Consider the following 21,838-nt stretch of genomic DNA (forward strand, 5'->3'; position numbering starts at 1 on the left):
TGTTGAGCCAGCCAGCGGGTCTGTAACTTGTTCCGCAGCGGTCGGTCGGCGGCCGTACCCAACAGACCTAAGCTACCCACGTCAGCCGCGGCCGGCAACGCCAGCTTTACCCCAGCGAGCTGGGTTAGCTGCTTTCTTAATTCCCCAAAAGCAAACAGGGAAAACTCCGGGGTGGCAATGGACAGGGTCGTATCGGGCGCCAGGTGCTGGCGCAGCTCATCAGCGACGCGCTCTGTTCCACTGTTGCGAATAAGCTTCATAAAGATTGGCCGATTAGAATCAATAAAGGCGTTAAAAAGCGCCTCGGGCCTCGGTTTGCAATGGGTGATGACGAATGTAAAAGAACCGGTTCAGCTAACCTAATAGCACTGCTGGCGACTTAGGTCAACCCGCTCATTAACAGTAAAATCATGTTGGAAAGAAGGGCGGTGCCAATTCTGGAAGTGTCATTTATGCATCTTCCAAAAGCAAAAAAGTAGAGTCTAATGCTTCTACCGCTGCTAAATCGCGTGCAGGACTACTACTTTGCGGGCTGAGGTTTCCGCCCCCCTTACTATCCGTATATGAATGAACTTCGATTGATCGAGGCCCTTCCGCTACAATCCTTACTCAGCCTACTAGCCGATAATACACTTCCGGCCGGCCCCATCCTTGTGCAGTATGATAACTACACAGTGCGAAATGCCGGCACCCTCACCAAGCATCCACTCAAGTTTACGTGGCAACGTGGCAACCAGCAAGTCGCGTTGGCCTTTGCGCTGGCTACCTGGGATACCGCCGCGGGTCGCGCATCTCCGGGGTCGAATCTCGTTCTGAAAAACGATGACAGCGAACTAATGGGCTTTTCCCTGGCTCAACTCCCGCAGGACGATACCCATGTACTGCTTGGCTTTAAAATGGGCAACGGGGAAGGGGGGAAGAACCGCTGGTTTGGGCGCCGCCGCGATGACCCGCGCCCAGCCGATGCAACCATTGAATTGGCCCGTGAACTCAAGCGAGCCTGGCAGGGCTTGTTTCCTGACGTTCTCCCTGTTCATCCTACCCTGGGCGGCGAATGGCTGGTGCTGGCTCGACTGCCCCTCGATGATTTGCGACCTGACGCCGGACTTAACCGTCGTATGGCCCTCAAAACAACGGTGCTGCAGCAATTAGCGCATGCGTTCGTAGTCGCCGAAAAGCTTCGTGATGAATCGTTCTCTGGCTTTGAAAGCGAAATCCTTGATGAGCGCATTCCCATTCAAATAATCCCTGCTGTCCCTACTGCTCCCGTGCATCCACTCAATCAGATTTTGTACGGCCCGCCTGGTACGGGTAAAACCTACGCGACCGCAGCTTGGGCCTTGGCGCTTATTGAAAACAAGCCATTTGCCGAGATAGAGGCCCGTTACCGTCACGACCAGCGCACCTTGCAGCGCGTGCTCGAACAATACAAGTCGCGCAAGCAGGTGCGCTTTGTAACCTTTCACCAATCCTTCAGCTACGAGGACTTCGTGGAAGGCATCAAACCCAATCTAGACGGCGATGTAGAGGTCTCTTACAAAGTGGAGCCCGGCGTCTTTCGCTTGATTGCCGATGACGCTACCCGGGATTGGCGGCGGTCAACTCCTGCCGGCCGCTCGGCTCCTGGGGCCGAGAAACTACCTTTTCAACTCGTGTACGATGCCTACATCGCGGACCTGATAACGCGTTTGGGCGCCAGCGCGGACGGTACGGTTTCCATTCCTACGGTAGGAAATTATTCCGCCATCATCTCGGGTGTATCGGGGCAGGGCATTATCAGCATTCGACACAGTACTGGACCTTACCAGTACAACGTCAAAGCGGCCTGGACCGAGGCGGCGTACCAACGCTACGATCTAGCCACGGACATAGTGCCAATGAACAAGAAGATGCTGGAAATTGGGGGGCCAAATGCCACCTTGCAGTGGGCCATCTTTAACGATTTGAAACGCTACGAAGCAGCCCATCAGGAAGAGCTTCGGGCCCAGGTAGCCGACGAAGAAGCAACAGCGACTTTGTCAGAGCAGGCGCCAAACTACGTGCTTATAATCGATGAGATCAACCGCGGCAACGTCGCCAGCATTTTCGGCGAGCTGATTACTCTGTTGGAAGATGATAAACGGGCGGGAGCGGACAACGCATTGAGCATCACGCTGCCATACTCGAAAGAGACGCGCCCGCCTTTCAGCGTGCCCCCTAATCTTTTCGTCTTAGGAACGATGAACACGGCCGATCGCAGCGTCGAGGCGTTGGATACGGCCTTGCGCCGCCGCTTCTCCTTTGTGGAAATGTCGCCCAGGCCCCAACTGCTCTCGCCTGCCCAAATGATTTTCCGTTTCCGATTCAAGTATGCGCACTACGAGCAGCCGTGGGCGGAACCGGAATACGTAAAGGCGGAACAGCAGCTTTTCGAATTGTTGGGTTGCCCGTTGCTGAAGGGAGAAAATGTGCAGAAGCCGATTTGGAAAGCACTTACGTCCGCATCGAGTGAACAACAGATTGAAGATGCTTTTGCCTTTGTACACTTCTCAGGGGTAAACCTGCAAAAACTGTTGGACACCCTGAATCAGCGACTAGAGTATCTGCTGGGACGGGATTACTGTCTTGGCCATGCTTGGCTGATGGGAGTAAGCAGTTTGGAGGGGTTGCAGGCCGTCTTCCGTAATAAAGTAATTCCGCAGCTGCAGGATTTTTTTCCCGGCAATTGGGGCCGGCTCGGGCAAATCCTTGGGAAGCGGTTTGTAACCGAACGCGCCTTAGCTACTTCCCCCTTGCTCACGTTTGGCGAGGAAGACGAACCGGAAGGACGCTCGCTGTATACCATTCGTAACGAAGCCTGGTCGATAGAGGACTTTTGCTCTATCTACCGGAGCAGTACTGTTGCCTCCTAATGCCATCTGCCTCCGTTACCATTACGGCATTTGAGCACCAGTTTCTGCCTTATGCGGCCATCAAGAACTGGCAGGAAAGCCACGCAGCGGCATTGGAAAGGCTACAGGCCGCGCACAAAGGAGGAAGCAACTGGTTTACACTCGAGCGCAAGGGCATCCGTTTCTGCGAGTACGTAGGGATAATTCAGTTGCCTGGTCTGGCGATGGAGATCTTGCCCAAAGCGGATAACCCAAATCAAGGGAACAAGGCCCACGTATTGCTGGAAAGCGAGCTGCAAAACCGGTGGCGGAATGTGTTGCTGGGGATGCTTCAGCAAGTGTTGGACCTGCCACTCTCAGTGCCCAGCGCCGCCAACCTGGCAACAGTTCCGCACCGCATGCTGGATGTCTTTCTCAAGGCCTTTATTCAACAGACCGAGTTCGTCTACCAGAATGGACTAGTTAAGCACTACCATGTGGCGGAAGGAAACCGGGCCGCCCTCAAAGGGCAGCTGTTGTTTGGTCAGCATTTAAACCACAACCTGCTACATAAGGAGCGGTTCTACACCCGACACCAAGTGTACGACCGGATTCATCCGCTTAATGCCTTGTTGCGCATGGCCTTGTTGCGGACTGCTGACCTGGCGCGGAATGCGGGCCTGGCCGCGCGCGCCCGTACGTTTCTGCTGCACTGGCCGGAGTTAGCGGAGGTCTCCGTTCCAGAAGAGCGACCGGCGCTGACTCGCAAAACTCAGCGTTACGGTCCTGCTTTGGACTTGGCCCTGCTCATTTTGCGGGCCCAAAGTCCTAGTTTGCAACGGGGGCACAATCAGGCCCTGGCTCTGCTGTTCGACATGAACAGCTTGTTTGAAGGATATATAGAGAGCTTGTTGCGGCGAGCGGCTACTGCTGCTGGCTGCACTGTACATGCGCAGCAGGAAAAGACGTTTTGGGCAACCATTAAGGCACGCCCTGATATTGTGGTGAGCGTTTTACCCACCGATCAGGATCCAACGCCAGTCCGCAATTGCATCCTTGACGTGAAGTGGAAGGTACCAAAAGCTGGCAAACCAACGGCAGATGATATGCGCCAGGTGTACGCGTATTGTCACTTATGGGGAGCCACCCACGGCGTGCTTCTGTATCCGTGGGTCAGTGAGGAGCAGCAGCCGCGCCGCGGTATTTATGCTCCCAGTGAGTTCGCTGAAGCTGGTACGCAGATCACCGGGCAAACATTGTTTGCCCCTGTCTTGCAGGCTAATCTCACTCTAAATCCACGGTTGGGGCTTGATGTTTTGAGCGTGATGCGAACACTTCAAGCCCCGAACAAGTGAGGCGATAAATTCAGCACCAAAGCACTGCTGCACCGGGGTCATAGCCGAAAGAAGGGGGTAGCAGCTCCCAAATCTTCCCCGGGTTATGCTTTCATTTTCAGTACATAGTCTTCCCTGTATCCAATGCCCTACAAGAACATGCGTGAGTACCGTACCCGGTACCGCCAAAACCTACCGTTGACGGACGAGCGCAACGACGAACATTTCGTGGGTACCGTTACTGCGGAACGCGACCGGTTTGGTTTCTTCAGCTTTGTTCACGGCAACAAAAGGAAAATAGAAAACCTGCTAACCGGCACGATTGACATGGCCGACGATTCGCAGGGAATCTACGAGTTCATTCAAAATGCCGCTGACTGTGACGCCACACACTTTTACTTATTCTTCAACGAGCAATATTTTCTGGCGATCAACAACGGTTTTGCTTTCACTAACGGGGGCGTTGATGCCATTCTTAATAGCGCTCAAACCAGCGACGATAAAGAAGATACCAGCAAGATTGGGCGCTATGGCATTGGTTTCAAGCTGGTTCACCGACTGGTAGGAAAGGGTAATGGAATTACGGAGCTTCTGAAAGAATACGCCGGCCCGGTGATTTACAGCTGGTCGCAACCAGCAGATTTTAGTCAGTTCGTAGGCGATCAGGCACTTTCGGCGGAAGCAGTCGGGGCGGCGGAAGCAGCCAGTCCTTGGCTCTTTAAGATCCTATTGACTTGCTTCCCCGCCATGCCGGGCGAAGAGGTACGCGACTTAAATTATCAGCCCCGCGTAGGTTTTCCGACCGACGAGTTGGCTGAATGCCGCGCCTACCTCCGGGAATGTGCACCCCAGTTAGACTTGGATCAGCTAAGTCAAGGCAGTCTGTTTTTTTTGAAGCTCGGCGAGGGTAAAAGCCAGAAGTTGCGCGAGAACGAACAAGCCCTAGGCAACGGGATGCGCAGTGCCCTGCATTTGCTGGGTAAACTACAGCACGTGTCGGTCCAGGGTCAAGCCGTACAGCGGCTCGATGATTTACACCTGGAAACCTTTACACTCCCGGCTGACGACCCGCGCTTACTGGTCGTGCCATTGGAAAACAGCCGCGACCAGCGTAGCCCGCTCGAATGCACCTTTGGTTTTGCGCCAGTGGAGCAGGCCAGCGCCTTACTGAAAACCGAAGCCAGTTTTTTCAAATATTTTCCCGTAGCCGCCGAGGATGCACCCTACACCTTCGTGTTACACAGCAACCTGTTGGGCATCGAGCCCAACCGAACGCAGCTACAGCCCAACGACATAAACAAGCAATTGCTGCCGTTGGCAGTGACCTTGCTCTACGAGCGATTACAGACTCACATCGGTACCAATCCCTCACTGGCCCGCCGCATCTGGGGCGGAATATTGTTGTCCGATGAGCCGCCAATGGGCCAGAAACACGCCTGGCAGAAACCGGTGTTCTACGACCCACTGTTGGCTGGCTTACCGGCTGTTGTACCTACTGCTAGCGGCGGCTTTCGCCCGGTGGCGCAGGTAAAAATCAAGCAAACCAAGCTGCCGGTGGAACCCGCCGCGCTGGGCATTGCGGAGCAGGAGTGGTTTAGATGGGAGTCTGGTAGCGAGCTAGCCAATCACGCAGGGCGAAAGCTTAAGTTGGTGCAATGGAATATCAAGGACTTGATAAGCAGTGGGAACATTGATGCTATTAATGATTGGCTAAAGAGTCTTACCTCTGATGACCTTACCCGGTTTGTTAGCGAACTGTCCAGCATCAAGCTGGAAGCGGGAAAAGTCTGGACGGCTGAGTTTTTGGCTAAGTTATGCGCCCTGCGCTTTGTGCCTTTTGCAGACGGGGTATTGTGGTCAATCAGCATGGTGGTGGACTCGGCTAGTCATCTGCTGCTACCCGCCGGTGCTGCAGCGGTAAGTGGCACGTTGCACAAGGCAGGCCTTCATACCAGTTTCTATTCGCCAGAATTTGCCTCCTCGGCTATCGGGCGAGCGATGCTGCAAAAACTGCCCTACTTCGAAAAGAACAGCGAGCTGTTTACCCGTGTCAGTTCGCAGATTTCAGAAGCTTTCGTGCAGCTAAACGCTGCCGAAAAATTACCCCTGTTCACGTGGTTTGAATCGCTAGGTATTACCACTACCACGCTTCGCAAGCTAGTGCTGTTCCGCAATGCCCATAGTAACCCTATGGCTCTGGGCGAGTTGGTCAGTAAGGACGTGACACTACCCAGCTTATTTAAATGGGCTGAAGTACATGCCGATGATTACAGCGCACAGCTTGATAAGTATCTGCTAAAAAAGCCTGAATTATACGCCTCCCTCATACAAACCCGCTGGGAAAGTTGGAAGACGAAGCTGACAACCAGCAACATAGCTGTCTTTAGTAAGACAGTGGTAGAATGGTATGCTGCCGCCTCCAATCCCGGTCATCTGCCCGGTCCAAAGACGGTCCTTACAACCAACGGCTGGCAGCCTACCGGTAGCGTTTTCTACCATTCCAAACTCAGTGAATCCGCCAACTACAAGGCCTTGGGTGAAGCCATTTTGGCCCTTTATGGATGGCAGGTGCCGGAGTCCGAAATGTTGCCCTGGTTGGCTACGGAACCGTTCAAATTGGATGTGGACACGCTGGCTTGCACACCCAAGGCGAATCTACTGACTAGTGCGCAGGTGGCCGTCTGGATTGCCCTGGCAAAAGCAACCGAAGTACGCCTGACCGACTACCTCACACTGCGGGCCGAAGCGGGGCAGTACCAGGTGATGCCGCGCACCAATGGCCGCCCGCGTTCCTATTTCAGCACCGACGAAGCCGTGCGAACATTGGCTGAGGCGAATTGTCCCGACTTGCACCCGTTGCCACTGGATGCGCATGGGCGGAGTTTGCGCGACGAAGAAGCCGTATTGAAAGATGCCAAGCTATTGACCGCGTTGCTGGATGAGTTGCCTGCTACCGAATGGCTAAGCGAAGCCCTCCAGAACTTGATGGCTGAAACCAGTTATAGCAGCGTAGTGCGCGACTGGCTGACCCGTCTGCCCCGCGTCGAGGTAGAGCTGGAAGCGGAATATCCCGCCAACCACCTGCACCGCCGCCTGTTGGAACTAGCCGCTCGTACACTGGCAGACAAGCCGAGCGAGCTGGCAGCGTTCCGGCGCAAGCTATTCCTGTCCGTGCCGCACCATGCAGAGTTTGCGCTGGACGGGGCAGCCGAAGCCGATGAAATAAAGTTGAAAACCGGTACCGGCGCGGATGTTAAGCTGCGGCGCTCAGCACTGCTACCAGGCGCCGACCAGAAAAGCGAATGGGTAAACCAGCTGGCTGACCGCCTGGCGGCCGGTGACGACCTGCGTAAGCTGTTGGGTTTGGGCGAGGAGCATGACCATGGGCGACTGCAAGCCGACGTGTTAGCGGAACTCGCAAATTTTGGGAATGTGTTGCAGAATGCCACGCAGGTTGCTTATGTGCTGCTGACCGGTGAAGACAGTGAAGTATACTCGTTAACTGACTTCCAGGTGTTGAGCGCCGACGGGCAGCCATATGCGTTGACCAGTGATTGGTATACCAAAGCTCCCAACTTCATTGATCCCGGCTACGTGTTGGGTTCTGATTTAGCTGAGCTGCCTGACTTGCTCAAAATGAGCGGCCAGCGGGAGTATAATATTCCCAACACGGCCTTTCGACTATTATCCCGGCCATACTTTACCGGTCAGGGCCTGCAAGCGCCTGGCTTGCGCGAAGACTTAGACGAAGTCGGTCAGCAAACCTTGCTTACTTACCTCTATGAGCGGTGGGAAAAACGCGAGCAGCAAACCAGTAAGTATGACTGGCCAACCGACTGGACGACGTTGGCAGGCGTACACGCCGCGCGGGCGTTAGGCTTCGTTCCCGCCGAAGTTGTGTTGCCCGTCGAACTTGCCACGTCCGACGAACTAGCTCCCGATTGGCTGGTAATCTGGGCAAGCACCAACAGCCCTGCCCAGCGTCAACGGTTTCTGGCAACCTTAGGCGTGGCGGTAGATAGCAGCCCCTTAGCAAATCTGCGGCGGGCATTCCAGTTACCCCCAGCACCAGGACCGGCAGCCAACTTATTCGAGGGCCTGCCCAACCAGACCAATGAGGCCCGCCAGCGCGTACTGACGCTGACCTTGAGGTGGCTGGATGAACAGCAAATACGCATCGCAAGCACGTGGCATCAACAACTCCTCACCGGAATTTTTGAGCGGCTTGACATCAATCATTTTGATTGGGAGCGTTTCGCGTACTTGACTGCTGATTTTTCTGGAGCAACGTGGCACGTGGTACGCTGCAACAGCGAAGACGATTTGCAACTGGATGCGAATGCCCGGACCGAACTTCACGACCACGGCCTTGCCATAGTCGATTTGCTGAAAATTGCTGCAGACCGTGGGCTCAATGTGTTAGACATGAGCATATACCCGGAAAATTGGTCAACGCTCTCAGCGAAGAAAATAGTTGTAGAAGCGAACTTCAATCGGAGTGCCTTGCAATCGGAAGCTTGCGAAGTCCCCGAACTGGCCGAATGGGCTAGCGAAAACGCATGGACTAAAGGGATAATCAATCGAGTGTTTACCGTGCCGGGCGATTTGCCCCAAGTGCGGACCTTACTGCAAGAGCCATTAACTACCCGTTACCATGGTCGTTTATGGGTGGATTTGGATGAGGGGAACATGTACGTTAAGGCCGATGACCTTGCACATTTGCCAGAGTTACTAGCGGAACAAGAAGTCAGCGTTTTCACGTCGGAAGGGATAACAGCGTTGCGTCACGCTTTACGGGATATGGACGCCGCCTATGATAAGCAAAGCCTGCTGACGCTTAATCAACAGCTGACCCAGCAGCAGGAGCGAGAGCGGGATAAAGACAGACAACTAGCAATAAAAGAGGATCGCATCAGGGAACTGGAACAACGTATTGCCCTGATGGAACAAGCACGGCTTATGAAGCCCACAGACGCACACCCTTCCATGGATGGTGACGATGGAGATGGCACAACCGATATCCAGGGCACAGCAGCAGCAGCAGCAGCATCTCAGGAAGCCGTTGCCAAAGCCAAAGTATGGCTGCAATCGCAACCTGGTTACGATTGCTCGCGCTGGGAGGTACAATATTCGGTAGTGCGTGGGGTACGCTATGATGGGCAGCCGCTTACACTGGTTGTAAAAAGCGCCAAGCTCGGCTATATGTATCTGACCCCCTTCGACTGGCTGGCGCTGGCTCGCGAAAAACCCAGTGCCCTACTGGTGTTGACAGCAAATGGCCATTTCAGGCCCACTACGCTGGAAGACTTGGAGCAGGACGAGCGCAATCGACGCTACTCGCTTAAAGTGAGTCTTAATGAATACGCTTCAGAGAAAATGCTGACTGCTCTGGCCGTTTTTTACCGCGAACTCTATGGTGAAACGGGAGTGCAAACCACCTTTAAGTTTCACCAACCCGGCGCAAACTATACCGATTCGCTCGATGTGCCGCTGCGAGGCTTTTTTGGTTCCGCCACCAATCCTGATGCCGGCCCTGTCAGTCCCCAGTCCGATGATGTACTGTAGTAGCCATTTGATCAGATCGTACTCCCGGATCGCTCATGCTGCCTATCCTGCCTTCCCTTGCCCCTAGCCGTCGCCTGCACGAAGAGTTTCTGGACGAAGAAGTGCGCCTGCAAGTGGAGGATTTTCGGCAAAAGGCTGAAACCAGCGCCTGTGTCCTACGTGACACGCACGAGGAATTATTTGTAGCACTCTACCTAGGCCACGATGCAGGCGGCCACGCCATCTTGGGCTTCCGAGCAGGCGCACCCCTGCCGCGTTTGCGCGAATATTGTCTGGCTCTGCTCCCTCCTGACCACCTGTCTCGACACCGCGATTGGCCCACTGCCCTTACCTACGCTGAGCTAGCTGCTGGGTGCCGGGCCCGGGCTGAGGTGAGCTGTGTGTGGCACAGCTTTTCCGCCACACCCGACAATCCGACGGCGCTGCAACTGGTCGGATTTAAGGGATTTACGCTGGAATTTGCTGCGTGCTTGGTGCCACGTTGCGTGGTAGTACTTGGTCCCCAACCGCCGCCGCTGGACTACCTGCGCCAGTTGCTGCGAACCGTGCGTCACACTCCTGCCCATACACCAGCTGGCTACTTGCTTGACCTGCCCCTTACGCCTGTTGCTGCTACCGCGGCGCCCCCGCCCACTCCACAGCCGCTGAACAGTCCGCGCTTGGCCGATTTCCTGTTGGGCCAAAGTCGGCTAACACCTGCGCTGCTCGTGCAAGGTCCACCAGGCACCGGTAAAACCTATCTGCTGGCAGAAATCTGCGCCCAATTGCTGGCCCAAGGACGGCGCATCCTCGTGACCGCCCTCACCAATCGAGCCCTGCTTGAGCTGGCGACCAAGCCCCACCTAGCTCCATGGCGCGACCAGCACAAGGTACTTAAGCTGGCCCTCAGTACGGACGAGGAGGTGGCCGCGCCCGGGCTACAAGCTGCTACGCGGCTAACGGCCCTGCCCGGAACGCTGGTATTGGCTACGTTTCACATGATGAGCGTAGGAGCAGCCGGATCGCCCGAGATTGAGGCGGCAGGTAGTGCAGAATGGTTTGATTACGTGTTGGTAGATGAAGCCAGCCAAGCCTTGCTGGCAACGCTGGCGCTGGCCCGTACCTTGGGGGAACGGCACCTCTGGGTGGGCGACACAGCCCAGTTGCCGCCCATCGTGCGTCAGCAATCCGAACGGCTGCGGGTACCCGGTGCCGTAAGCGGCATTCGCACCGTGCATGACTATGCAGGTCTGCCTAGCTTTCGCCTCACCCATACGCACCGTCTGCCGCCGAGGGCGGCCCGTTTCACGGGCCTTTTCTATGACAATACACTGGTATCAAGCGCCTCAACAACGGGCCAACTGTTACCCGGTCGGCTTTCACTCTTGCTTCGTCAAGTGTTGCACCCCGAAGGCGGCCCCACACTGGTGCCCGTAGCCATGCCACCTGGGCATGAGGCCCCGCCTACTATGCTGCAGTTAGTCAAACAATTGGTAACTGATCTTTTTCAAGCAGATGAGCCATTAGCAGTAGCCGTACTCACGCACCGTCGCACGACGAACCGAGCTTTACAACGTACCCTAGCGGGGATTGCGGTTCCGGCCGGATCTGCTCTGGTCACCGACACTGTTGCCCGTGTCCAGGGGCTTACCTGTGATATCTGCCTGTATGTATTGCCGGCTGCTGGCTATACATATTCGTTAGAAGCGGCCACCTTCAACGTGGCAACCAGCCGTGCCCGGCGCCACACGCTAATAGTGGCCGATGAGAGCATAAGCGAAAATAATGGTTTGGCTGCAGGACCGGTACAGGCCTTTCTCAGTTCATTAATGCATCAGAAACCAATGCTGCTGATTGAAAGCCTCCAGCAGTAGGCGAATCTTAATAGTGTATGGTCCTTAAGTTTTGGCGACATGAATAGAGCTTCCCTTGATGCTCTCGTTACTTAATGATTTTCAGTACAGCTGGCATGATTTTACCACCACCTTTCACTGTAACTGGGTAGCTCCCCTCATGCGCAATTGCAGCCGCCGGAAGTGAAACGAGTAACTCAGTGGAGGAAACTGCTGACGGCAACCAGGAACGGCCATTGAACTGGAGCATGGTTCCCGGTCCGAATCCCACTCCGGTGACCTTTAGCGTGAAGTCCTTTCTTCCGGCGTTTACCTCTTCTGGGGAAAGCGCAGGGATGGTAAAGGGAGCGGCTGCTACGGAGGTTCCGTTGGCGGTGGTAAGCGTAAGGAGACCTGTAACAGCTCCTGCCGGAACAATTGCCTCAATCTGCTGAGGGTTCACGACAACGGTGGAAGACGCCTCCACACCGTTAAAACGAACAGTAGGCACCTGACCACCCACGCTTAACGCAGTACCCATTAACATAACTTTTGTGCCGCTACCTCCAGCGTCGGGCTGTATGGAGGTGAGTTGGGGCTGAGCCGGGACCACGGTAAGCTTGGCGCCCAGAAAATCACCTGGTTTCACCGTGATCAAATAAGAGCCTGCGCGTGGTTGGGCTATTGTTGCTTTTAACTGCGTGGCTGAAACGAAGGTTGTCGGCAATGGAACACCATCGAGCAATACCTGACTACCGTTAGCAAAGCCAGCACCATTGGCAACGATCGTTGCGTTAACATCGGTCTCCTTGCGAGTGCTGGGTTCGATGGCGCCAGGTGCTAAGTGCCTGTTACTGGCCAAGCGTGATAGACCGTTTTTCTTCGTAAGCACCCGGATGCTGTCGTTGAGCAACCCCGCTGGTAAACCTGCGATGACCGTGGAGTACGTGCTGGTCAGCACGGGACAGCGCACGGAGGAGCCTATCAGAACGGCGGTAGCATCTGTCAGGTTGGTGCCCTGAATGAGCAGCTTGACGGGGGAACTAGTTTTGTCGAGCTTATAACTGGTTACCACCACCCCGTTGATTTCGCCCCATCTGCTTTCCAACTCATTTTCCAATGCGTTTAGGTAAACGGTCTCCTGAGCGCTTCCAGCAACATTGAATGCTTGATTGAGGAAGTAGTCCTCCTGAACTTTTTTTTGTTCCCCAGCCGATAGTTTATGAATGGCGTTGCGGAGATTTGACATAATCTTGTTGGCTAGCACCGAGGCGTCAAATTCCCTCCTTTTGAACACAACAAGCGGAACAGCTTTCAGGACCACGCCGGCATCCTTGCTTGCCTTACCAGGCATCTGTATAACGACTTGTTCTTTCAACTGCTCAGGCCCTAATCCATAATTGCCTGATACCACCAACCGATACTCTTCGTCCGCTTTGTCTGCTCTGGCGCTGGCACCGGCAAGTACACGGCTTCCGTAGGACGGTAGGCGCTCGACGATCAGCCCCTGCGCCTGGACCCAATGGGGCCCGGCACTGAGGCACACGGCCAAAAGAAAAATCCTTATTGTCCTCATCATACCTTAGACAAGCAATCGTAACCGGACAAGCTCCCATTAATACTGCTCCGGCTACCGTTTCCGTTGAGAATACACGAATCTGCAGCGGTTAACTCCGAGAGTGGCAGCCTCTTACTGTCGAAAACAACAATTGTCAGGGTTCCTGCCACAACAATCGGGATGCATCCGTATTCCATTCGGGCAGCTACACCCTGAGTAGTGGCGCTCTTGGGTGCCTCGTTCCATGTAGCCACGCATGCGTTTGTCGTGCTGATCTTCCAACTGCATGGTTACATCAAGTTTGCGGATGGCTTCAACCGGAACCCCTAAATCAATCGCAAGCTGCGTTAAGGTTCCTTTGGAAATGCTGGATTGTTGATCGTGTTCTGACATGGTTACAGGCAAAAAGAGGGGGGATGTTTCTGACAGCAGATTCCGCTACCGACGCAAAGCAATCTTTGCTGGGATGATCACGGGCGTACCGGTAGCTCCGGCAAGGGTCCCGGAGATGGCGAGAGTGTCCTGCGTCTGATTTATGTTCGGCAACACCAGCCGCGTACGCAACGCCCGGTTGGGGCTAAAGTCCAATTGTTCAGGCAGGAACACCACATCGGCATTGGCCCTAAACACAAAACGGAACCCGTAGCTCGGGTAGCCCACCGTAGCCGAGGGGAACGCTCGTACAGTGGTGCCATTGCCTACGCGACGCTTCAGTATGAACGAGTCGGGCACAAGGCGGATTACATCCGGCAGCCGGGCCACAGGGGTAAGGACTTGCTCCGTTCGTCGCTCATTGGCCATAGCCGATAGCGTAAACGGTTGAACCGTGCGCCCTGGAAGCAGATATGTTTCGGCAACAAAGTAGTCCTCTGTTCCTTCGTAATGTCCATTCAGGGTGATCGTCTGGCTTCGGTTAGGCCACACCCCCCAATCCGTTGTCAGGGTGATGGACACGACGTTCTTGGCCCGCAAACCAGGTGCTTGAATGGTTACCGGCAGCGTTGTGGCGCTATCGGCAACGATGCTACCCACGCCGCCGGTAATTATTTTCAGGGGTTTGTCGTTTAGTGGGTCTGGTTCATACTGCAGGGGCGGGGCGCAGGCTCCGACACTGCAGATGAGCATCAGGTAGATCAATGGAAGTTTCATAAATGCAACTCAATACGATGGAACGTCCTTAACTCCAAAAATGGAATCCGTAAGTCCAGGGAACAACTTCCGGAGCCGTATGTCAATGCTAAAGCCGACGTATTGGATGCTGGCAACCCGGTAGTTTCTCTCGGCACCGCGAATTGAGGTCAACGACTGAAACCATACAGCCCCATAGTGTAAGCGGACTGTGTGGGCCAGGTTTAGGCCGAGGCCGGTGAAGAGCGAAAACTTATCGGCCACCAAATGCTTTCTGCTTTCATCCTGGCTTAAAGATTGGGCGAAAATCGGTACCCCAAACTGTAAGGTGGGAAACTGTAATAGCTTTGGGTTTGACCAGAACGGTACGTTGCTGTTTGTCGCCCTGAAGTTTACGTGGAAGCCAACAAAGGGGGCTGCGCCTGAAAAATCCGCTTTCCTGGTTAATGGGCTGCCATAGTAAATTACCCCAAAATCTGGTTTGATAAACTCAGCGTTGCGAGTGTAGAAACGGTACGAGGATGTTCCGGATCGGATAGTGTTGAATTGCAGGCCTACTGGCAGGTTGATCGATTCGAGGCAGCTATTTACGATGTTTTGCTGCTTGTTTACAGCGTCAATATCACTTTGGATTATGGCAAGGTTTGTTGAGCATTTGTCGATATAGGAATTTAAGGTTACGATATTGTTCAGGTATTCCGGACTGAACGAAGCCGACGAGTATAAGGAATTCAATAACAGCAGGGATTGCTTAAGCTTAACCAAAACTGACAGGGTGGACTGTAAATACTCAACCCGCTGGGCAGGTGAGTTGCTGACCACCAGATCCGTTTTGATATAAGTCTTGTACAGCTTCACTGTATCGAGCCGATACTTGCCGGTAAGGATGTCCTCCCTCCAGGTTTCGATTGTATTCATCGCGGCCAACGCAAAAGCCAACTCTTTCGCGTTTGCCTTATAGCAGCTGTCACACCCGGGCGAGTTATAATAAGGCAGGTTGGTATTCAGGAATGGACCCGTATAGGGGGTTATGCGTCCCCCGACTTTCACATTCTTAACCTGCTCTAGCTCGTTTAATTTGTTGCAGATGTCGCAGTTGGCGTTAAGGGCATTTAAATCGCGCTTTATGACCAAGCCTTTAGCCACAAATTTGTTGCGATCACGAACCACATCAGTATAGTAATAGTAAGGCCGTAAGGAATACTCTTCGTCCCTTATGTAAGCAGTTGGATCCACACAATAATTCGTAACGTACCGCAAACTGGCTATTTTCTTGTTCTTCTCCGTGGACGTCAGCAGTATGTACCGCTTATCCGGTTTCAGTGGAGGAAGATCGACTAGCAAACTCTGTTTACCGTTTTCCTCCTGTAGCGACACAAGTGACAGCGCGTTGAGGATGGCCGCGTTCTTGGGGTAAGATGTGGTTTTATCCGGTATAAAATCACCTCTTCTCGAAACCTTTATGTAGTACACGGATTTGATTGGATCTTCCTTGTCGTAAGGGATACGAACGGTAAAGGGCAGATCGTAAGGGAGCCGCTTCTCCTGTGCTGTATCCAATGAGATGGCGTAGTTCAACCTTTTGTTTTGTGCCTGAGTGGACAGGAGGATTCCCAAACAGAACGCAACGGATAGGCAGAATGTAAGTGTTGTCTTCATGCGGTTGCATGTTTGGTAAGTCCAAAAAAGGCGGGCAATTTTAGCTGCTCGCTTGCTTCAAGCTGCTGCTCCGTGCAAAGGCTTGTTGGGCACAGAATGATTGAGGTGGTGCATACTGAAGCGTCGACAAACATGAACAATGCCATGTTCAGCCTACAAATGTGGAGTGTTTGCCAACTGACCGGTTGTTAAGCATTCAACTATATGGCACGCGGCAATCGCCCCAATTGCGTAAGCAGAGGACAGCCGCTAAGCTGACCCGTACCAAGCCAACCCAGGTGGCTTAGGTTGATTGTCTATCAGCTTGCTTGGTAAAGACCGTACATTACCGTTGCGGGCGCGACGCAACCTAGGGAAAGGAAGTCTGTTGCAATAGGTGCCCAGAGTTACCGCTGTCCGCCTTCACAAAGCCTGAGACGTGCTCTGGGTACCCGAACCGAAAGGTGTGTAGAAGTAGACGCGAAGCAAAGAAGTGCTATAATTTCTTTGCTTGTGCTAATATATAAAGTCTGTGAACTTTTATGTAGTACTTCCGAAATTCTTTTATTAGGTGAATGAGGGTGTGCTTACTGCCTTCGAGAGCATCAACTTTGTTGGAACCAGTTTAAGCTGATAGCAGAAGCGTCTCTTCTTTAGCGATTCCTAATCAATTGCGGAAAGGCTTTCGGATGTTGGGACTGCTGGTTTTAGTGTATCCTTCGTGCCTCCGCATGGCCTCGCGCTCTTCTTTGCTTTCCACCGATTTCAACGCTCCAGCGACCAAGGTGCGAGCTACATAATTGGGGTGCTGCAGGCGTAAGTGCTTGGGCAGCTTCTGCTTGTTGAGTTTGGAATTGCAAACAGGGCAACGAACCAAACTGATTGCACTACTGCCTAGTCCATTGGATTGCGGCGCATCGGCTGGAATGGGTATTGTCTTAGGTACTTCTTTAGAATACAAGTGTTGCCGAGTAGCGTGCACAATAGCAACCAGTAGCTGACGGTCAGACAGCCGGTGCTTTGCTTTAGTTGTTTCCATTAGCTCTTGTGTGAACGTACGGAGCTTTAAGGATAGCTGAATTTCTGCTGAAGCAGTCACGCACAGGTAGTCGGGGGATCTCATAGCCCTGAGTGCAAAATAACCGCAGAAATATATGCTTTAATGTGAATGCAACAAGTCGGATTGGCTTGTGTAAATGATAAAGTTATGAGCGGTGAAGCACCGGTAGCAGACTTTTAGAGCCCTAAATTCTGCGCGGCATTAAAGCTCACCACATCGTCCAGCCGCGAGTAGCGGTCAATCATTGCATCCGTCTTCTGTTTGGTCTGGTTCTTTATGAAGCGGTTGGATTGGCCGCGTAGTACCGAGACCGTAATAAAAGAGACACGCAGCGAGTGGGCCGAGTAGTTCTTCTCCGGGATTTTGAACCCTTCCTCGTCATGGTTCAGGTGTAGCTGTACTAGCCCATTTACGCGCAAAGCGGACAAACGCTTTTGGGTTGGCAGCGCCTCGCCCTTCACCTTTCCACGCTTGAGCGATACGAATAACGGTCCAGTGCTGCGGTTCAGCTGCTGGACCCAAGCACGCGTGCAGCGCACCGGGCAGAAGCTGGCCGTAGAAGCGTAGAATACCGCTTTGTCTTCGGCTTCGCCGGCCTGGTTGGTCTTGCTTTTAGGCAGGTGCACAATCAGCGCCCGTTCGGTGAACTCCAGGTGCTCCACGTTCAGGGCCACGAGTTCGGAACGGCGGAAGGCGCCAGCGAAGCCCAGCAGCAGCAGGGCCCGGTCGCGCAATCCGGCCGTGGTCGTCACGTCCAGGCGGCGAATACTCTCCTTGAGTTCCTCGACGGTAAAGGCCGGCGCCTGCTTTTGTCGCTTACCCAGCGCGCGGGTGATGCCGTCTAATACGATAGCCAACTCATCGGCGTGCACCGGTGAAGGGTAGCCGCGCAGTTGGTGGTGCTTATGGATGGCCGCCAAGTGGCGCTTGATGGTCGAGAGCTTGCGCGGGATGTCAGCCAGGTCTGCAGCGTACCGGGCCACGGTGGCCACGTCGGCTGGCAGCGGGCACAGTCCGTTCGTCTCGCAGTACAGCCCGAAGCTCTTCAGGTCGGCCGAGTACGCGAGCACCGTGTTATCGGCGCCCTCCAGGCCGAGCTTGAGGTAGCGGGCGACGTTGTCGGCTGCGGTAGCGAGTTGGGATCCCAGAGCCTGCGGCTGGTCGGGAATCCGGGCGAGTTCGGTGCTCATGTGAGCAAATATAACTTAGGTATCATAATTAACACTTATGATGCTTAAAGTATAAATGATCTTAAAGTATAAATGATATGTACACATTGTGGGTATTGAGGTGGTCTAGCTAAGCCGGACACTTTTCGGACATGGATTGAAGATGGGTTTCAAAGCGGTTGGGTGAGCGGTACGCCAGGGCGGAGTGTCGCCGCTCGTCGTTGTAGTAAGCAATGTAATGGCTGAGTTCGAGGCGTGCCTCTTCCAAGCCAGGAAAGCGGCCGCCGTCAAGCAGTTCGGTCTTGAGCCGGCTCCAGAAGGATTCGGCTTGGGCGTTGTCGTAGCAGTTGCCGCGTCGGCTCATGCTCTGCCTGGCACCGTGGTCGGCCAGCAGGTCGCGGAAACGCGTGGCCGTGTACTGGCTGCCTTGATCCGAGTGCACGATCAGACCCACCGGCGGCTGGCGCACGACCAGGGCCCGGCGCAGGGCCTCGCTGACTAGGTCTTCGGGCATGGACTCGCGCACGTCCCAGCCCACGACTTTGCGCGAGCAGGCATCCTGCCAACTGGCCAGGTAGAGCCAGCCGCCGCCCTGCTTGGGCAAGCAGGTGATGTCGCCCACCCAGACCTGATTGGGGGCCGTGGGGCGCGGTTGGCCCAGCAAGCGGTTGGGCGCCACACGCTGGCCGTGCCCGGAATCGGTGGTGCGTGGCACAAACGAGCGGGGCTGCTGGGCCCGCAGGCCATGCGCAGCCAGCGTGCGCCGTATCCGCCAGCGGCCCACGCGGTGGCCTTCCGCGTGTACCTCGGCCCGCAGCCGGCATGTGCCATAGCGCCGCCCGTGCCGCTGGAACGCACGCACAACGGCCCGCTCCCAAGCCGGGGCGGGCTGCTGGCGCCGCTGGCGCCGCTGGCGCCAGGCATAGTAGCTGCTCGGGGCCACCTGCAGCAGCAGACATAACCTGCGTACGGACACCTGCGTGCGGTGCCGGTCAATAAAGCGGTAGCGGCTCACGGCGTCTCGCGGCTGAAGATGGCCAAGGCTTTTTTTAAAACGGCCACCTCGCGCTCCAGCCGCTGGTTCTCGGCCCGCAGCGCCCGCCACTCGGGGTCTTGCGCTTGGGCGGCGCTGCCGGCTGCCGCTTCCGCTTCGGCCCGCCGCCAGCGGTAAAGCAGCGTCTCGCTGATGCCTAACTGCTGGGCCGCTGCCCGGGCCGAACGACTTTCCCGGGCCAGGCGTAGCGCCTCGACCTTGAATGCCTCATCGTATTTGCGCCGTTTCACCGGCTGATGGATGTGCAACGTACTTGCCATGATAAAGGAAAAGTACGTCCGAACTCTGTCCACCTCAATTAGACCACCTCATATTATAAACTAGGAAGTGTTAACAGTCACGCAACCATAGGACGGTTGCCGCGATGTGAATAAAGGCCAGAAAATGCGCATCGAGCTTGTCATAGTGCGTGGCCACGCGTCGAAACTGCTTCAGGCGACTGAACAGGCGCTCGACGGGATGGCGCTGGGCGTAGCGTTGCGCGTCGAACGGGCGCGGGTGGCGGCGCTTGCGCCGGGGCGGAATCACGGCGCAGGTGCCGCGGGCGGCCAGCGCGGCCACCAGCGGGTCGGAATCGTAGCCGCGGTCGGCCACCAGGTAGGCCGGGGCCAAGCCCTGCAGCAATGGCAGGGCCTGCGGCGCGTCGTGGCGCTGGCCCGCCGTCAGGCCGCAGCGCACGAGCCGGCCGCGGGCGTCGGCGGCTACGTGGAGCTTGGTGGTGAGCCCGCCGCGGGAACAGCCGAGGGCTTGCGGCCCGTTTTTTTGCGCGCCCCGGAAGCGTGCTGATGCGCCCGCTCCGTGGTCGAGTCGACCAACAACGTGTGCAGCGCGTCGTCCTGCTGCACCGCCGCCAGCACCCGGGCCCACACGCCCGCGGCCGTCCAGCGCTGGAAGCGCGTGTACGTGGTGTGCCAGTTGCCCCATTCCGCCGGCAAGGCCCGCCTGCGGCAACCGTTGCGCGTCAACCACAGCATCGACTCCACGAAGCGGCGGTTGTCCTAGCCCCGGCCACCTTTGGTCCCTTCGCGACCGGGCAGCAGCGGGGCCATGCGCGCCCACTGCGCGTCCGTGAGCTGATAGTCCATCGCAACCTACACCTCACTGTTAACACCTCCTAAACAGTAGAAAACCACCTACTCGTTTTGGGTTGGGCTTAGATCCCGGTAGCTAACCCAAGTTGCGGAGGGCTACAAGCCAAACCGGTCCAGTGCCTGAACGAAGACAAAAAGACCAATTTTGAGGGCGAATCCAGCAGCGGATGTGGCGTGAATGCGTTTGGGGAAGCGGTCGGTGAGTTGGCCGAAACAGGTTTCGATGCCGTGGCGGAAGTGCTGGATGAGAAAGGCGCGGGCCGGGGCATGGGGCCGCTTGCTGTTGCGGCGCCGGGCCGTGTGCTGGGCACTGCCGGTGGCTTCGGCAAACACGTCTTCGTGGGCGTAGTCGGTGTAGGCGGCGTCGGCATAGAGCACGCTGCCGGCGGGCAGGTCTGGACCGAGTTGGCGCAGCCCGGTCATGTCCGCCTCGCTGCCGGGGTGGATGTGGTAGGCCACCGGCAGCCCGTCGGTGGTGGTCACGACCTGGACCTTGACGCCGTAAAACCAGCAGCGCTTGCTGGCTGAGCGGCCGTGGTAGGCCTTGCCCGTCAAGAGCTTGCAGCGCGGAATACGGGTGTTGTGGCACACCGGCACGGGAAACGAATCGATGACATAGCGCGCCTCCGTGTGCAGGGCTTTGAGTAGCTGGCCGAAGGTGGCGAACAACTCGTCCAGCACGTCTTGAAGCTGGTGCAGCTGCCGCGAAAAGCCGCTTTTGTCCAGCGTACGCTGCCCCCAGTGGCCCTGCATGTAGCGCCGGGCCGCGGCCAAGTTGCCCCCGAAAAAGCGGGCCCCCACCAGCGCGGTCGTCAGCACCTCGGCGTCGGACAGGTGCTGGCGCGGGTCCGGGGCGGGCGCCCAGGTGGGGCGAACGGCGGTGAGCAAATCGTCGATAAAGCAGTACATTGCTATAGTCTGTTCCGTCATGGTCAAAGGCAGGAGTGAAGCGTCGAATACTTCAAACCTACTCTGTCCCAAGTGGAACAGACTTTTTTTGTACCCTACTGGATGCTCCGCAACTTGGGTTAGCTAGGCTTTAAGCAGGTCTATGTCGAACGTAGGGTCGGCCTGCATGGCTGTGCGGAGGAACTGTAAGTTCGGGCGGCAGTTGGCGAGCACGGTGAAGGGTAAGAGAGTGGACAGAGTGGCAGTCTGCGTTTCAGTAAAGCCGCCCCCGGATAGATTTTGGAAGACGTTCAAGTAGCTTCAGCTTACGATGGCGTACATCGGCATAAGCTCGCTGGCCTCAACCACCAGCTACTCGAAGCGGGTAGCAGTGAGAAACCTCTAGTAGCAGCCCAGCCAAATGGCAGGCAGCTGCTTTTGAATGCGTTGGTGCAGCTCCATCTGGTCGAGGTGGTGGAGCAGAAATTCGAACTTGACCAGCCGACCTAGCCCTTTTAACGCACGATACTGCTGGTGGGCGTTAAAGTGCAGTACATACCTATAGATAAAAGCTGCCTAGCCCAACACCAACTGAGTAGGCATGACTTAGCTGAACAAGCGGTGGTCTAATACATGGTGCATCGTCGATTATGCTCGTCAATGACGAGTTGAATGCGGACGTGGTGCATGGCC

13 protein-coding genes and 1 pseudogene are annotated in these 21,838 nt (G+C 55.6%); 4 read left to right on the plus strand and 10 right to left on the minus strand.

Annotation, left to right across the window (positions count from 1 at the left end; translation table 11 throughout):
• Positions 1-563 precede the first annotated feature (563 nt).
• The 4 genes from FDY95_RS22650 to FDY95_RS22665 all read left to right on the plus strand — a co-directional run bounded on the left by FDY95_RS22650 (position 564) and on the right by FDY95_RS22665 (position 11,601).
• A complete protein-coding gene (locus FDY95_RS22650; RefSeq protein ID WP_246074110.1) occupies positions 564-2,891 on the plus strand; it encodes an McrB family protein in 2,328 nt (775 codons plus the stop codon).
• Positions 2,891-4,204 carry an McrC family protein gene (locus tag FDY95_RS22655; protein ID WP_138081329.1) on the plus strand — a complete coding sequence of 438 codons (1,314 nt, stop codon included), beginning with the start codon at positions 2,891-2,893 and terminating at the stop codon, positions 4,202-4,204. Before FDY95_RS22650 ends, FDY95_RS22655 begins: the two co-directional genes overlap by 1 nt.
• A gap of 123 nt (positions 4,205-4,327) precedes the next feature.
• Complete coding sequence (locus FDY95_RS22660) at positions 4,328-9,748, plus strand: sacsin N-terminal ATP-binding-like domain-containing protein (RefSeq protein ID WP_138081332.1); 5,421 nt, start codon at positions 4,328-4,330, stop codon at positions 9,746-9,748.
• 35 nt (positions 9,749-9,783) lie between these two features.
• The gene (locus FDY95_RS22665) at positions 9,784-11,601 is read left to right on the plus strand and encodes an AAA domain-containing protein (RefSeq protein ID WP_138081335.1); all 1,818 of its coding nucleotides are present in this window, start codon (positions 9,784-9,786) and stop codon (positions 11,599-11,601) included.
• Positions 11,602-11,668: 67 nt separating this feature from the next.
• On the opposite strand, the gene FDY95_RS22670 is transcribed toward FDY95_RS22665, so the two are convergent.
• The 10 genes and pseudogenes from FDY95_RS22670 to FDY95_RS22715 all read right to left on the minus strand — a co-directional run bounded on the left by FDY95_RS22670 (position 11,669) and on the right by FDY95_RS22715 (position 21,187).
• Positions 11,669-13,138 (minus strand): IPT/TIG domain-containing protein, encoded by a 1,470-nt coding sequence (locus tag FDY95_RS22670; RefSeq protein ID WP_138081338.1) that lies wholly within the window; start codon positions 13,136-13,138, stop codon positions 11,669-11,671.
• Between the two features lie 111 nt (positions 13,139-13,249).
• The gene (locus FDY95_RS22675; RefSeq protein WP_138081341.1) at positions 13,250-13,510 is read right to left on the minus strand and encodes a hypothetical protein; all 261 of its coding nucleotides are present in this window, start codon (positions 13,508-13,510) and stop codon (positions 13,250-13,252) included.
• Positions 13,511-13,555: 45 nt separating this feature from the next.
• The gene (locus FDY95_RS22680; protein ID WP_138081344.1) at positions 13,556-14,266 is read right to left on the minus strand and encodes a hypothetical protein; all 711 of its coding nucleotides are present in this window, start codon (positions 14,264-14,266) and stop codon (positions 13,556-13,558) included.
• Positions 14,267-14,275: 9 nt separating this feature from the next.
• A complete protein-coding gene (locus tag FDY95_RS22685) occupies positions 14,276-15,862 on the minus strand; it encodes a hypothetical protein (protein WP_138081347.1) in 1,587 nt (528 codons plus the stop codon).
• 688 nt (positions 15,863-16,550) lie between these two features.
• Positions 16,551-17,006 carry a hypothetical protein gene (locus FDY95_RS22690; RefSeq protein WP_138081349.1) on the minus strand — a complete coding sequence of 152 codons (456 nt, stop codon included), beginning with the start codon at positions 17,004-17,006 and terminating at the stop codon, positions 16,551-16,553.
• 113 nt (positions 17,007-17,119) lie between these two features.
• The gene (locus tag FDY95_RS22695; protein WP_138081352.1) at positions 17,120-18,133 is read right to left on the minus strand and encodes a tyrosine-type recombinase/integrase; all 1,014 of its coding nucleotides are present in this window, start codon (positions 18,131-18,133) and stop codon (positions 17,120-17,122) included.
• Between the two features lie 109 nt (positions 18,134-18,242).
• Entirely contained in the window at positions 18,243-19,127 is an 885-nt protein-coding gene (locus FDY95_RS22700) for an IS3 family transposase (RefSeq protein ID WP_171025809.1), read from the minus strand.
• Positions 19,124-19,426 carry a transposase gene (locus FDY95_RS22705; protein ID WP_138081358.1) on the minus strand — a complete coding sequence of 101 codons (303 nt, stop codon included), beginning with the start codon at positions 19,424-19,426 and terminating at the stop codon, positions 19,124-19,126. Before FDY95_RS22705 ends, FDY95_RS22700 begins: the two co-directional genes overlap by 4 nt.
• Before the next feature lie 70 nt (positions 19,427-19,496).
• Positions 19,497-20,251, minus strand: a pseudogene (locus FDY95_RS22710) (IS5 family transposase).
• A 102-nt stretch (positions 20,252-20,353) separates the two neighbouring features.
• Entirely contained in the window at positions 20,354-21,187 is an 834-nt protein-coding gene (locus tag FDY95_RS22715; protein ID WP_138081361.1) for an IS982 family transposase, read from the minus strand.
• Positions 21,188-21,838 lie beyond the last annotated feature (651 nt).

Origin of the sequence: Hymenobacter jeollabukensis (genome assembly GCF_005771675.1) — a bacterium.
GTDB lineage: Bacteria > Bacteroidota > Bacteroidia > Cytophagales > Hymenobacteraceae > Solirubrum > Solirubrum jeollabukense.

Coding starts and splice junctions, on each gene's coding strand:
- FDY95_RS22650 (WP_246074110.1), top strand. CDS start 564: ATGAATGAACTTCGATTGATCGAGGCCCTTCCGCTACAATCCTTACTC.
- FDY95_RS22655 (WP_138081329.1), top strand. CDS start 2,891: ATGCCATCTGCCTCCGTTACCATTACGGCATTTGAGCACCAGTTTCTG.
- FDY95_RS22660 (WP_138081332.1), top strand. CDS start 4,328: ATGCCCTACAAGAACATGCGTGAGTACCGTACCCGGTACCGCCAAAAC.
- FDY95_RS22665 (WP_138081335.1), top strand. CDS start 9,784: ATGCTGCCTATCCTGCCTTCCCTTGCCCCTAGCCGTCGCCTGCACGAA.
- FDY95_RS22670 (WP_138081338.1), bottom strand. CDS start 13,138: ATGATGAGGACAATAAGGATTTTTCTTTTGGCCGTGTGCCTCAGTGCC.
- FDY95_RS22675 (WP_138081341.1), bottom strand. CDS start 13,510: ATGTCAGAACACGATCAACAATCCAGCATTTCCAAAGGAACCTTAACG.
- FDY95_RS22680 (WP_138081344.1), bottom strand. CDS start 14,266: ATGAAACTTCCATTGATCTACCTGATGCTCATCTGCAGTGTCGGAGCC.
- FDY95_RS22690 (WP_138081349.1), bottom strand. CDS start 17,006: ATGAGATCCCCCGACTACCTGTGCGTGACTGCTTCAGCAGAAATTCAG.
- FDY95_RS22695 (WP_138081352.1), bottom strand. CDS start 18,133: ATGAGCACCGAACTCGCCCGGATTCCCGACCAGCCGCAGGCTCTGGGA.
- FDY95_RS22705 (WP_138081358.1), bottom strand. CDS start 19,426: ATGGCAAGTACGTTGCACATCCATCAGCCGGTGAAACGGCGCAAATAC.
- FDY95_RS22715 (WP_138081361.1), bottom strand. CDS start 21,187: ATGACGGAACAGACTATAGCAATGTACTGCTTTATCGACGATTTGCTC.